The organism is Dysgonomonas sp. UBA7630 (genome assembly GCF_002483985.1).
In the GTDB taxonomy this organism is placed as follows: domain Bacteria; phylum Bacteroidota; class Bacteroidia; order Bacteroidales; family Dysgonomonadaceae; genus Dysgonomonas.
Map to the genome: position 1 here is coordinate 125,011 of NZ_DLIY01000012.1, position 14,161 is coordinate 139,171.

Sequence of the window (14,161 nt, forward strand, 5' to 3'; positions counted from 1 at the left end):
AAGGTATAAAATCATTTGAATTCTTTCTTAGAAAAGGATTTTAAATATTAAATTTGTAAAAATCATTTTTTAAAAACTATCATCAAAGTTATGGAAAAAAGTATTAAAGGCACAGAAACAGAAAAATGCCTACTGAAATCTTTTGCCGGAGAATCACAGGCAAGAATGCGTTACACAATGTTTGCAAGCACTGCTAAGAAAGAAGGATATGAGCAAATAGCAGCAATATTCCTTGAAACAGCAGATCAGGAAAAAGAACATGCAAAACGTATGTTTAAATTTCTAGAAGGCGGTATGGTTGAAATAACAGCCATGTATCCTGCAGGAAAAGTTGGAACTACCGAAGAAAATTTAATTGAAGCAGCAGCCGGAGAACATGAAGAATGGGCTATTGATTATCCTGCATTTGCTGAAATAGCAGAGAAAGAGGGATTCAAAGAAATTGCAGTAATGTACCGAATGATAGCAAAAGTAGAGAACATGCACGAAGACCGCTACAAAGCTCTATTGGCTCGTGTACAAAGCAATGGTGTTTTCTCTCGCGAAGAAGCTATCGACTGGCAATGCCGCAACTGTGGATTTGTAATCAAAAGCAAGGTGGCACCCAAGACCTGCCCTGCTTGTCTTCACCCTCAGGCTTATTTCGAGCCACTTAAATGGAATTTCTAAAAAAAAGAAATTCTAATTTGGTTTGACAAAAAAAGAAAAAAGGGAATTGGTAAAACTAATTCCCTTTATAATTTTTAATACCCGACTATTTATTTTTAGCCCAGGTAACTTTTCAATAATTTGCTTCTCGAATTTTGTCTTAAACGCTTAATTGCTTTCTCCTTAATTTGACGTACACGCTCACGTGTCAATTGAAACTTATCACCAATTTCTTCAAGGGTCATTTCTTGATACCCAATACCGAAGAACATTTTGATAATCTCACTTTCTCTTTCTGTCAATGTTGACAATGCACGTTCGATCTCCTGCTGGAGCGATTCGTTTATCAACTTACGGTCTGCAATTGGGGCGTCATCATTTACAAGTACATCTAACAGGCTGTTGTCCTCTCCTTCAACAAAAGGAGCATCCATCGAAATGTGTCGTCCTGAGACTTTCAGCGAATCGGCGATTTTATCAACCGGTATATCTAATTGCTCTGCTAGCTCTTCTGCCGATGGCTTGCGTTCGTTTTCCTGCTCAAACTTAGAAAATGCCTTGCTGATCTTATTCAGCGAGCCTACCTGATTGAGCGGAAGGCGTACGATACGCGATTGTTCCGCTAAAGCTTGCAATATAGATTGGCGAATCCACCATACCGCATAACTGATAAATTTAAACCCTCTGGTTTCGTCGAATTTTTCCGCAGCTTTGATTAGTCCCAAATTTCCCTCATTAATTAAGTCGGGCAAGCTTAATCCCTGATTTTGATATTGTTTTGCAACAGATACCACAAATCTAAGATTGGCTCTTGTAAGTTTTTCGAGTGCTGCTCGGTCACCTTTTTTAATAGCCTGCGCTAACTCTACTTCTTCCTCGACCGTAATTAGATCTTCACGACCAATTTCTTGTAAATACTTGTCTAATGACGCGCTCTCGCGATTAGTAATTGACTTTGTAATCTTTAACTGCCTCATATACAGATATGTATAATAAAATACCCCAAAAATGTTTGCAAATATAGTAAAAAAATACTAGATAGTCACCATCAACAGTCTGGTTTTATTGTTGAATGGCTTAAATAGTACTTATTAAAAAGAATATTATTTTGTACTTCATAAAGTTTATACATATAAATAACGCTTAAGTAACATTATTGTTTTGAACTTAAGCGTTATTTATATTTTAATACGAATATGATACTTATTCGCTAAGATCTACCGCATAATATTTCCTTGCACCGGATGGGGTTATTCCGGATATAAACAATACTTTATCTTGACTGCCTGCTGTTGACGTAATAATGTTTTCTACCTGACTTGGAGATGATACAGGTTGATTATTTATCTTCTGGATAATAAAACCTTTACTTATTCCTTCTTTATAGAATTTACCACCATTATCAACACCTGCCACTTCAACGCCATAGCTTACGCCTAAGTCTTTCTTCTTGTCTGCCGACAGTTCTTTAAACGCAGCACCTACAGCAGCTATACCGTCGCCTTTTTTGACTACAGATGTATTGCCCGAACTGTTTTTGAGTGTAACATCGTAAGTCTTAGTAGAGCTTCCTCGGATTATATCTACTTTTACCTTATCTCCCGGACGGAACCTGTTCACCTGATCTTGAAGTTCACTCACTCCCTTAACCTTCACGCCATTGATAGCTGTAATCACATCACCTTCCTCTAATCCTGCTTGTTTGGCCGGACTCATTTCTGCAAAACCACCAACATAAGCACCTTCATTTGCTTTAAGACCTTTTGTCTTGTCCGGATTAGCCTCTTTCGCAACAGAGATATCTTGAATCATAACACCCAACACAGCACGTTGCACTGTACCATATTCTTTTATGTCTGCTACAACTTTTCCTGCGATAGAGATCGGAACAGCAAAACCATATCCTGCAAAGTCACCAGTTTGTGAATAGATGGCAGTGTTGATACCAACTAGTTCTCCGTTTGTATTTACAAGCGCACCACCACTGTTGCCTCTGTTAATAGCAGCATCTGTCTGTATAAACGATTGAATATCTCCACTATTTGCACCAATGCCACCACGACCTTTAGCGCTTACAATTCCGGCGGTTACTGTAGATGTCAGATTGAAAGGATTTCCTACTGCCAATACCCATTCTCCTACTTTCAGGTTATCTGAATTGCCAAAAGGTATATATGCAAATTCATTCCCTTCTATTTTCAGCAAGGCAATATCTGTCTGCGGATCTGTACCGATTAGTTTAGCCGTAAACTTTCTATTGTCATTTAATGTAACCTCGATCTCATTAGCCTTGTCTATAACGTGATTGTTAGTAACAATGTAACCATCCTTTGAGATAATAACACCGGAACCAAAGCCTACACTCGGTTGTGGAGTGCCAAAATCCTGACCTCTATCACCAAATCCGAAAAAGTATTCGAATGGATCAATTGCCCTTTGACGCCCCTGCGCAGGAGCCTGTGATTTTACGGTTGACTTTATATGCACTACTGCATGTACCGAATTCTCAGCCGCCTTCGTAAAATCAGGGTATCCTTCCGCGGTCAAACTGGCGAGATGAACTCCTTTCTGATTAAACTCTCCCCCATAATTATAAAAGTCGGCTGAACTATATCCTCTACGATGATCCATAAAGGTATACATACCATAAGTAGCACCTATACTCACTAATGCAACCAAAGCATAGGTTGAAATATTTTTCCAAATCTTTTTCATATGCAAGTATCTTTAATTGTTTAATAACTGATTATTGTCGTTCAATTTATTTTCAAATTTAAATACAAAAACTGTACACTTGATGCAAGATAAGATTATTTTTTAACACTTTTAACCGAGTAAAAATCCTTTATTATTATTTTAACAATTGGAGCCGACTTTTTGTCTGATTTATAATCAAACAGTACTTTTTTATTCCAAATAATATAACGTATCATTAACGTTGAAGAAAGTTTAGAGAAAGGGGTTAAATCAGGAAATACTCAGCTCATAATAACATAAGCCTTTATCATACTTACTTCTTTATTAATAGTCATTTTTAGAAAAAACATATCCAACGAATTATTTTCAACTTCTTTATTTCTTACCTTTAGTCCCGCATAATTATTTTAAGCAAGACTTAAATAATTGATTCAGACATAAACCTATGCCAAATTGTCACTTCTAATTATATTTCTCCACATTGGCAAATATAAAAATGACTGACATTGGCTTTGTAAACAATACTGTCTACATAGAATCGTTTTACAGGAATATATAAAGAATATATAGCTAATCATCTTATGGGGATATACATACTTATTATTATTGCAGTCTATTTTACGACGCTATTGGTTATTTCTCATTTTGTAAGTAAAAAAAGCAGTGATAATGAAGCATTCTTTTTAGGGAATAGGCAATCTCCTTGGTTTGTAGTTGCCATAGCGATGGTTGGCACATCTATCTCTGGAGTCTCGTTCGTTTCTGTTCCGGGAATGGTAGGCAAATTTGATATGACATACATGCAAATGGTGTTTGGCTTCACCGTTGGATATTTCATAATAGCCTTTATATTACTTCCCCTCTATTACAAGCTAAACCTCACGACAATATATGGTTATTTAGAAAAGCGTTTTGGCTTTTATTCTTATAAAACGGGAGCTTCTTTTTTTATCTTATCTAAAATCATAGGAGCTGCCGCACGCCTATACCTAGTAGCTATTATATTGCAAACACTTGTTTTCGACCAATGGAATATTCCATTTTTCGCAACTGTTACCGGTATTATTCTACTTATCTGGGCATATACATTTCGCAGTGGTATCAAGACCATTATATGGACAGACACACTACAAACCTCATCTCTGATACTGGGTGTTATACTCATCATATGGCAAGTCGCGTCAAAGATGGACTTAGATATATCACAAGCAGTGAATGTGATCAGCAATAACGAACACTCCCGCATATTTGTTTTTGACGATTGGGCTTCCCGTCAAAACTTTTTCAAACAATTCCTTAGCGGAGTATTCATTACAATTGTAATGACAGGACTCGATCAGGATATGATGCAGAAGAACTTAACATGCAAGAACCTGAAAGATGCACAAAAAAACATGATCACATACGGATTCGCATTTATCCCTATCAATCTTCTATTTTTATCATTAGGTGTCTTGCTGCTATTGTTTGCAAGCCAATTTAATATCACTCTACCCGAACATTCCGATCAGATATTGCCTGTTATGGCAACCGAATATTTAGGTTTTCCCGTACTTATATTTTTCACGATCGGTATAATTGCCGCCGCCTTCTCCAGTGCAGATTCGGCATTAACGGCATTAACGACATCTGTATGTATAGATATCCTTAACATCAAACGAGATAATGAAGAGCAAGCAAAGAAAATAAGAAAAAGAGTACATCAACTTGTTAGTTTGGCATTTTTACTGGTGATCCTTATCATAAATTCTATACATCAAGAAAACGTGTTGGATACTATTTATAAAGTAGCATCATATACCTATGGACCATTGCTAGGATTATTTTTCTTCGGTCTTTTCTCAAAAGTTAGCATACGAGATAGGTATGTGCCATACATATGCATACTTGCACCGGCATTAAGCTATCTCATTGAATTTCTTTCCCTAAGGATATTTTCTTACACAGTAGGATATGAAATATTATTACTTAACGGGCTGCTAACTGCTATTGGATTATTGTGCCTGAAGCACGATAAACAAACAACATCCGTATAGTTTTGTTATAATAGTATATATAAAATTAAAATGAAGTAGACTATTATGGCATTTAAACATATCAATCCCTCTCAGGCTAAAACATTATTGGATAAGAATCACGCAGTACTTGTAGATATCAGAGATGAGCTAAGTTTTAGCCTTTCCCATGATGATCAAGCAATAAACCTTACCCAATCATCGCTACCGAAATTTCTATCCGAGACCGAGAAAGATACTCCGATATTGGTAATTTGTTACCATGGTAACAGTAGCCAACTAGTGGCAGATTTTTTATCGCAACAAGGATTCTCTGATGTATATAGCATTGATGGAGGATATGAAGAGTGGAAAGAATAAGAAATAAAAAAAGCTAAGTTTACAGCTTTTCAAGCCAACATCTTCGCACACATTCTGAGCTGCTTATGTATATTGAATGTATGGTATTCATATTATTAATTTAAACCAACCCAATCCATGAAAAATAAACATTTTACAATTCTATGCCTGATACTTCTGCCGATGTTGTCATATGCACAAGATGACTCAGATTCTAAATTTCTATTTGAAAAATTTGAGAAAGGGAAAGTAATATACAAGAAGGGAAGCACAACTACAGCCTCCTTCAATTATAATATATTTACAGGAAAAATGGTATTTATGGGAGATAATAACGTCATTATGGAGCTAGCGAACCCCTCCCTTATATCGTTTATTAATATCAATGACCGAGTCTTTGAACATATAAAAAACGATGAGTTTTATGAAAAAGTAAAACTTAATTCAGAAACCTTACCATTATATATAAAATGGTACTCTAGTTTTATATCTAAAGGAAAAACAGGAGCTTATGGTATGAGGTCTGTCAACAACTCCTCTACTGAAATGAAAAATATAAATCAGGACTTCAATGGTCACACCCCTGATTTGGTATTAGGTAAAGACGTTGTAAAGCATCCGAAAAGTTCATATTTTTTAAAAATAAAAGGAAAATTCCAGAAATTCAACTCTTTTGACTCTTTAGCAAAAATATTTAAAAAGCATGAGCTTGAGATAAAAGAGCAACTAAAGGAATTAAATTTTGACTTCAAAAATATTGACGATGTAAAAAAGGCTGTTGAATATTGTTCTCAATTTGTTGAATGACATAAAAAAGGAATTCCAACTATGCTTTTTCTCTAAAAAATATAGAAAAACGTAATTTATTTTTAAATATAAGAACTCTATTAGTTTAGCCTATCCGAACATAGAAAAGTTTTATCAACAAAGTAGTATTATTTTGATATTTTTCATATAAATAAGTTTGTTTATTCATGAATACTTTTTTCCTTTGTTTAAGATTAAATAAATACTATCTGTTATTAAAGTAAGTAATGCAAAACACAGTAAAAATTAAGGACGTAAAAGACATAGTCGTACGTTTTTCTGGCGATTCGGGAGATGGTATGCAGTTAACCGGAACCATTTTCTCAAACCTCTCTGCTATCTTTGGAAATCAGATAGCTACATTCCCCGATTTTCCTGCAGAAATCAGAGCACCTCAAGGTACTCTGTATGGAGTTTCAGGCTTTCAAGTACATTTAGGTAACCAAATTTACAACTCAGGTGATATGTCTGATGTGTTGGTTGCAATGAATCCTGCTGCTTTGAAAGTAAACGCCAAATCGTTGAAAAAAGATTCTGTTATAATTATCGATACAGACTCTTTCGGAAAACGTGATTTGGAAAAGGCTCTATTTGCTACAGAAGATCCATTTACAGAATTAGGACTGACAACACAGCAGATAATCTCCGTACCGATAACAACACTAACTAAGAGTAGCCTCGAAGGTATGGAAATGGATATGAAATCTCGTGTCAGAAGTAAAAATATGTTTGCATTAGGACTTGTATGCTGGTTATTTAATCGTCCATTGGATGTAGCTAACCATATACTTTCTAACAAATTTGCAAAGAAACCGGTTTTGGTAGAAGCAAACCTTAAAGTACTAGCCGATGGATTTAATTACGGACATAATACCAATATGTCTATCTCTTCATATAGGGTAGAGACTGTAAATATTGACAAAGGATACTATATAGATATTAATGGAAATACAGCAACAGCATATGGATTGATTGCTGCTTCCGAAAATTCTGGTAAACCGCTGTTCTTGGGCTCATACCCAATTACTCCGGCAACAGATATTTTGCAAGAGCTCGTTAAATTTAAACAATTAGGAGTTAAAGCAATTCAGGTAGAAGATGAAATAGCCGGTGTATGTACGGCTATAGGCGCTAGTTTTGCGGGTAACTTAGCAGTTACATCCACATCCGGACCAGGTTTAGCCCTCAAAGGTGAAGCTATAGGGTTGGCTGTAATGGCTGAATTGCCACTTATTGTTATCGATGTTCAACGAGGAGGCCCATCTACAGGCCTGCCAACTAAAACAGAACAAACCGACCTCAGACAAGCACTATATGGTCGCAATGGCGAAAGTCCTATTGTAGTACTGGCAGCAGCTAGTCCTACAGATTGCTTTGACATGGCCTATTGGGCATCTAAGATCGCATTAGAGCGTGTTATGCCTGTGATACTGTTAACAGATGGTTATATTGCAAACGGTTCTTCGGCATGGCGTATTCCAGACTTAGACCAATATCCGACAATAACTCCGCATGATGTATCGCAATACACAGGCAACGAATGGAATAGTGCGTTACGTAATGATGAAACAATGGTTCGCTACTGGGCTGAAGCAGGCTTAGAAGGTTATACACACCGTATTGGTGGACTTGAAAAAGACTTTAAAACCGGAGCCATCTCTACCGACGCTGCTAACCATCAAAAAATGACTGATGTCAGACAACAAAAAGTAGATAAAGTGGCGGATATAATTCCCCAACTGGAGCTAATTGGCGGAGAAGATGCAGAGTTATTGGTTATCGGATGGGGTGGAACATACGGACATTTGCGAGAAGCAGTTGAAAAAATGAATATCCTCGGACATAAAGTGGCTTTAGCTCATTTCCGATTTATTAGTCCATTGCCTAAGAATACAGAGTCGATACTCCGTAAATTTAAAAATATTATTGTCGCAGAGTTAAACAATGGTCAATTCGCAGGCTATTTGGTGGACAAAATCCCCGGATTGCAAGTATCACGTTACAACAAAGTGGAGGGACAGCCATTCGCTGTTTCTGAATTGATTGAAGCATTCACTAAGAAGTTAGGAGAGTAAAATTATGATAGATGTAAATTTAAAAATGGCCTCTTCTCATCAGGCTAAAGATTATAAAAGCGATCAGTACGTACGTTGGTGTCCGGGATGCGGAGACCATGCTCTTCTCAATTGTTTGCATAAAGCAATGGCTGAGTTAGGCATAGAACCTCATAAAACAGCTGTTATATCAGGTATCGGATGCTCTTCTCGCCTACCTTACTATATGAACACATACGGGTTCCATACCATTCACGGACGTGGAGCTGCTATTGCGACAGGAGTAAAAACAGCAAAACCAGAGTTATCGGTTTGGCTTGCTACCGGTGATGGCGACTGCCTGGCGATCGGAGGTAACCACTTTATACATGCTGTGCGCCGTAATGTGGATATTAACATTTTGCTGCTTAACAATAAGATTTACGGCTTAACAAAGGGGCAATTTTCACCAACATCTGACAGAGGATTTGTATCTAAATCTTCTCCTTTTGGAACGGTAGAAGATCCATTCCACCCTGTAGAATTAGCACTGGGAGCACGTGGAACCTTTTTTGCTCGTTGTATAGATGTCGATTTAGCCAACACAACTGAAGTTTTGACTTTATCTGCAAAGCATAAAGGAACATCTGTTGTAGAGATATTGCAAAATTGTGTAATATTCAACGATGCAATCCACGATAATGTTGTAGACAGAGCATGGAGAGCCGAACGTACCATCTTGCTGAAACATGGAGAAAAAATGCTGTTCGGTGCAAACAAAGATAAAGGATTGGTAATTGATGGCTGGCAAATCAAAGATGTAATAATCGGTCAGAATGGTTATACAATCGATGATATTTTGGTGCATGACGCTACTACGAAGGATGACACATTACACCTAAAACTAGGATTGATGTCTCCTCAAAATGGCTTACCTCTAGCATTAGGTGTTATTCGTGATGTAGAAGAGCCAACATACGACCAAGGTATAGAAGATCAAGTAAAAGAAGTACAAGCTAAAAATCCTGTACGTAAGCTTACAGATTACCTGATGAAACAGGATGTATGGGAAGTGAAATAATACAACTTAGATATTAAACTTAAAAACCTCTGATCTCTTATAAAGGTTCAGAGGTTTTTTTAATTGTATAGAGTTCATAAAAAACAAATAAAAATATCTACCGTTTATCTCTGCTATTTATACTTATTTTTACTTAACTTTATATCATATAACATATTTAATATACAAAACTCTCAATGCTATGGACGTAAAAGAAATTCAAGATCGTTATATGGAAAATTATAAGAAACTTAACGAGTCTTATAATAATCTTGATATCGCAGGTTTAGTAAATGATATTAACAAAGCGATATCTTCTTCCGATATTGAAAGTGTAAATACCTACTTCAATAAAATCTCGGAATGGAATGAGAATGTATCAAAACTACAAGGAGCAAGAATAGCTATAATTACTCAATATAAGTTCCTAAAACTCCCTTCTGTATCGGAATTATCAATTGTATTTGATTTTGTAAACAAAGAATGGAAGTTTAATACTGACCCGGAATAGTTATCATTTTTACTTTTACATTTAAATGGCGTTTATTCTTTTAGTCGACAACAAAAAGAATACATAATTGCCTATCCTTTATCTATTATTCGCGAGGAGAATAATAGATAATGCAAACACCGATCAATGCGACTAGTGCTCCGATAATATCATATTTAGTAGGAATATATTTATCAAACACAAATGCCCAAAGGAGTGATAAAACGATGAAAAAGCCGCCATATGTTGCATAAACCTTTGCGAAATTAGACTCCTGAAAAGTAGCGACTANNACCACCAAGAATTCCATACCATAGAGGCTTATCTTCTCTTATTGATAACCAAATGAGATATCCACCGCCAATTTCGCATATACCGGCAAGAATAAATATAAAAACAGACCTTAAAATATCCATAGATTTTTCATTTAAACAAGACAAAAGTATTAATTTATTTAAGAGAAACAGTCATCAGATTTATCTGGAGTACTAAAAGAACGTTCTCTATAACAATATAAGATATTCCCATAATAAAAAAGGACAACGAATATTGTCCTTGTATAATTAAAAAGTAAATTACAATCAATAATATACCTCGAGAACCTTGGCTTCTTGGTATTCCACTCTAAAATCACTTTCCGGTAAGGGTGGCGTTCCACAAAACGTCATATTAGGAACATGATATTTAACCGGATATCCATTTTCATTGTAAATGTGGGTTATCTTAAAGGTGGTAGGTGTTTGCTCTTTTCCATTCTCATCTAAAAAAGACACTTGTATTTGAGTATAATTATTATAAATAAAAGTAGCGTCCAGCATAGTCACCAAAAACCACTGAGGCGTATTCACAGAGCTATATATACCATTGTGATCGTCATAGGTGTATGAATAATAATTGTTGTTAAAGTCGTTCTTTATCAAATTACCCTTCTGATCGTATTGGTAATTATATTCTATCGATGCATCTCTGTTATTTGCATAATATTGCTTCATTTTCAACACTCTGCCTTGTGTATCAATGTCAATATGTCGCGTATAATATTTATCTTGCACTACTATATGTGATCCCTCATAAGTTATTGTATAAGTATAACTTTCGCCTTCAGAGGATTCCTGTGTAGCTTTATCTACACGCCCCAGTGCATCGTATTGTATTTTAAGTTCGCTGATCTTAGATAGCTTCTTATCTGATTTAGAAAAATAACTACAACTTATAAGGCGATTGTAATTATCGTATACGAACACTTTCTGACCACCATTCTTTTCTCCGGATATTTTTATCGGCAATAATTGAGCAGAAGTTCCACCGGGAAAATTCTGTATACTGTTATCATCCGAGCATGCTACAAATAATAAACACGCCAGCACAAGGCATAATTTGAAATACGAGCTTATGTTTTTCATAATAAAATATATAAGTGTTACTATTTACTCCTCTTTATAATATATAGATGATTGTTATCTAAAAAAAGTTGCATACAAAAGTAATATTAGCAACTCCTACATAAATTATTATTTAGCAAATACTTAATAAAATTTTAATCGAAATGAAATAATCATATAATACATTTGAGTAAACAAAAACAATTTATGCTATGGATATTAATGCTGTTAATTTGGTTATGCTGAGTGTAGTGGTGGTATCCTACCTTGCTTTTCTAGTTTATTGCATCTTAAATAATTTATTTAAAGGGAAAAAGCATTGATTTTTTTATTAAAATCTATTCTTTTAACTTCTCAGTTGAATTATGCCTTTTCTTGTCACTTCAGATTTTGTAAAGAAATATCTGTAGATCTTCTCTGAATATTTTTTAGCTTCGAGTATCAGTATTAAAATGTTTATTTTAAATAAATTTTTCTTAAATTTATTTGATTTATATTTTCCTTTTATCTACTTTTGAAAAGCACTAAACACCTTTATATAAAAAGGTTATAGTATCGAAATCCGAACATGAAGACATTGTTAATCCTTGATAATTAATCAAAGCTTAGACTCTGGTCAAATAGCTTGTCATTCCTTAAATCTATTTTCAGAATATACTGATTTCATTATAAACTTAAACAAAATGAGAAAACTATTTTAATATAGAACGAAATATCAAGAAACTCATTTTGAAGATTAATTTTAAACAAATGATACCATGGACTTCAAAGATCAAATTAAACAGCTTTCAGACAGAGCCGAAAAGCTAAAAGACAGCCTTCAAACAGAAGAAGCAACTAAAAATGCTTTAATTATGCCTTTTCTTCAAGCAATGGGTTATGATGTGTTCAATCCATTAGAAGTAATGCCGGAGTTTACTTGTGATATAGGAACAAAAAAAGGAGAAAAGATAGATTATGCTATATTTAGAGATAATCAGCCTGTCGTTTTAGTAGAGTGCAAGCACTGGAAGCAAGATCTGACCTTACATGACAATCAGCTGTTGCGTTACTTCCATGTATCAAATGCTAAATTCGGGTTATTGACTAATGGAATAGTCTACAAGTTCTATACAGACCTTGAAACGCCTAATAAAATGGATGAGAAGCCATTTCTTGAAATCAATTTATTTGATCTCAAAAGCAACACAGTAGAGGAATTAAAAAAATTCCATAAAACATATTTTGATGTTGATAATATATTGAGCTCTGCAAGTGAATTAAAATACACAAGTCAGTTGAAAATGGTTATTAACAACGAATTTTCAAATCCGAGTCCTGAGTTTGTTAAATTATTTGCAAAACAGGTTTATGATGGTGTTATCACCCCTAAGCTATTAGAACAGTTTACTTCTCTAGTGAAGAAGTCTATTTCAGGTTTGATTAGCGATACTATTTCAGATCGTCTGAAAACGGCTTTAAAGACAGAAGTTGCTCAAGAAGAGCAACCCGAACAACCAGAATCACTAATTGTTGAAGATAAAAAGAATGGTATAGTTACTACAGAAGAAGAACTAGAAGGCTTCATGTTGATTAAGGCTATACTTCGAGAAGTTGTAAATGTATCGAGAATAACATATAGGGATGCTCAAACTTACTTTGCAATAATATTTGATAATAATAATCGAAAACCTATAGTCCGATTGTATTTTAACTCACCTACAAATAAATACATTGTAACTTTTGATAAAGAAAAAAAGGAAACAAGGCACAATATATCTTCTTTAGATGATATATACCAATATGCCAATGAAATAAAAGAAGTGGTTAAAAACTATATATAAAAGAAATGAAAGAAAAGAGAATCTGAGATAATACACTTAAAATCGGAGTCAAAAAAGAATACTCCAATAAATTATTATGAAAAAGACAAGTGATAATAAATTAGAAAATAAAAGAAAAGCATTAAATATTGGGTGTTTATTTGTAACTCTAGGTTTAATTATAATATTAGTTTTTGTGATTATGATCAATGGAGACAACCGAAAGAGAGAGACAGAGAAATTATCAGATATAGAGCAATCTACGAATTCTGAAAATGCATCAACCAATAAAGAAATTTCATCCGAAAGCATTGTTTTACCTAAAATAAATGAATCTGTTATTACAGGGAAATTTAAATTTACAATAACGAAGATTGCCTATGACAGAAAAAATAAGGATGGAACTCTTGTCTTGTTGGTCTACATCACATATCAAAACACTTCAAATAATCAAGCAATTATTGAATACAATTATTTTGATCTTATAGATGAGAAGGGTGCGATATATGCGGCATCAAATAGCTTGAATCTTGATTTAGCTGCATCGGGAAATGGGATATACTTTGAGGAGTGCAATCCAAATATTGTAAAAAAAGGAGTAATAGCATTTGAAATTCAAGCTAAAAATAAATATTTCATTTCAGTTTCTGACGGTGATGATGCATCAGTAATTGATTTAAATTAAAAATTGAATTATCTTTAATTTTTAGAAACTTTTTCAAGTAATTGAACGGTTAAGAATATTGTAAATTATACATTTCAAAGAAAGACGATACTGTTTTTATATTTATTGTTAGAGGTAAAAAAACGACAAAATATTTACATTTCAGTTTTTATACGTAAATAAATAAATTCTAATAAAATAGGCCTATACTCAATTGAGTATAG

General features: G+C 34.4%; 12 protein-coding genes and 1 pseudogene. 9 read left to right on the top strand and 4 right to left on the bottom strand.

Annotated features, from left to right (window positions below; genetic code table 11):
- Positions 1-90: 90 nt before the first annotated feature.
- Positions 91-669, top strand: coding sequence for a rubrerythrin (rbr, locus tag B3P17_RS04515; protein WP_006843541.1), 579 nt, complete (start codon positions 91-93; stop codon positions 667-669).
- 95 nt (positions 670-764) lie between these two features.
- On the opposite strand, the gene B3P17_RS04520 is transcribed toward rbr, so the two are convergent.
- Both B3P17_RS04520 and B3P17_RS04525 read right to left on the bottom strand, forming a co-directional pair.
- Complete coding sequence (locus B3P17_RS04520) at positions 765-1,625, bottom strand: sigma-70 family RNA polymerase sigma factor (protein WP_006843542.1); 861 nt, start codon at positions 1,623-1,625, stop codon at positions 765-767.
- Positions 1,626-1,851: 226 nt separating this feature from the next.
- On the bottom strand, positions 1,852-3,363 hold the full coding sequence (locus B3P17_RS04525; RefSeq protein WP_135104348.1) for a Do family serine endopeptidase: 1,512 nt from the start codon (positions 3,361-3,363) through the stop codon (positions 1,852-1,854).
- Positions 3,364-3,926: 563 nt separating this feature from the next.
- On the opposite strand from B3P17_RS04525, the gene B3P17_RS04530 reads away from it, so the two are divergent.
- The 6 genes from B3P17_RS04530 (at position 3,927) to B3P17_RS04555 (ending at position 10,110) form a co-directional block, all read left to right on the top strand.
- Positions 3,927-5,381, top strand: coding sequence for a sodium:solute symporter (locus B3P17_RS04530; RefSeq protein WP_291103812.1), 1,455 nt, complete (start codon positions 3,927-3,929; stop codon positions 5,379-5,381).
- A gap of 45 nt (positions 5,382-5,426) precedes the next feature.
- Positions 5,427-5,720 carry a thiosulfate sulfurtransferase GlpE gene (gene glpE / locus B3P17_RS04535; RefSeq protein ID WP_291103815.1) on the top strand — a complete coding sequence of 98 codons (294 nt, stop codon included), beginning with the start codon at positions 5,427-5,429 and terminating at the stop codon, positions 5,718-5,720.
- 117 nt (positions 5,721-5,837) lie between these two features.
- A complete protein-coding gene (locus tag B3P17_RS04540; protein ID WP_291103818.1) occupies positions 5,838-6,506 on the top strand; it encodes a hypothetical protein in 669 nt (222 codons plus the stop codon).
- A 227-nt stretch (positions 6,507-6,733) separates the two neighbouring features.
- Positions 6,734-8,581, top strand: a complete 1,848-nt coding sequence (locus B3P17_RS04545) for a 2-oxoacid:acceptor oxidoreductase subunit alpha (RefSeq protein ID WP_291103821.1) — start codon at positions 6,734-6,736, stop codon at positions 8,579-8,581.
- Positions 8,582-8,585: 4 nt separating this feature from the next.
- On the top strand, positions 8,586-9,620 hold the full coding sequence (locus B3P17_RS04550; protein WP_006843548.1) for a 2-oxoacid:ferredoxin oxidoreductase subunit beta: 1,035 nt from the start codon (positions 8,586-8,588) through the stop codon (positions 9,618-9,620).
- Between the two features lie 181 nt (positions 9,621-9,801).
- Positions 9,802-10,110 carry a hypothetical protein gene (locus B3P17_RS04555; protein WP_252638671.1) on the top strand — a complete coding sequence of 103 codons (309 nt, stop codon included), beginning with the start codon at positions 9,802-9,804 and terminating at the stop codon, positions 10,108-10,110.
- A gap of 85 nt (positions 10,111-10,195) precedes the next feature.
- On the opposite strand, the pseudogene B3P17_RS15860 reads toward B3P17_RS04555, so the two are convergent.
- Together B3P17_RS15860 and B3P17_RS04565 are read right to left on the bottom strand one after the other, a co-directional pair.
- A pseudogene (locus B3P17_RS15860) lies at positions 10,196-10,505 on the bottom strand (YnfA family protein).
- 165 nt (positions 10,506-10,670) lie between these two features.
- Positions 10,671-11,492, bottom strand: coding sequence for a hypothetical protein (locus tag B3P17_RS04565; RefSeq protein ID WP_291103826.1), 822 nt, complete (start codon positions 11,490-11,492; stop codon positions 10,671-10,673).
- Between the two features lie 737 nt (positions 11,493-12,229).
- Here B3P17_RS04565 and B3P17_RS04570 point away from each other — a divergent pair.
- Together B3P17_RS04570 and B3P17_RS04575 are read left to right on the top strand one after the other, a co-directional pair.
- Entirely contained in the window at positions 12,230-13,294 is a 1,065-nt protein-coding gene (locus tag B3P17_RS04570; RefSeq protein WP_291103829.1) for a type I restriction endonuclease, read from the top strand.
- Positions 13,295-13,370: 76 nt separating this feature from the next.
- Positions 13,371-13,958: a DUF4352 domain-containing protein gene (locus B3P17_RS04575; RefSeq protein WP_291103832.1), complete on the top strand. Its 588-nt coding sequence runs from the start codon at positions 13,371-13,373 to the stop codon at positions 13,956-13,958.
- Positions 13,959-14,161 lie beyond the last annotated feature (203 nt).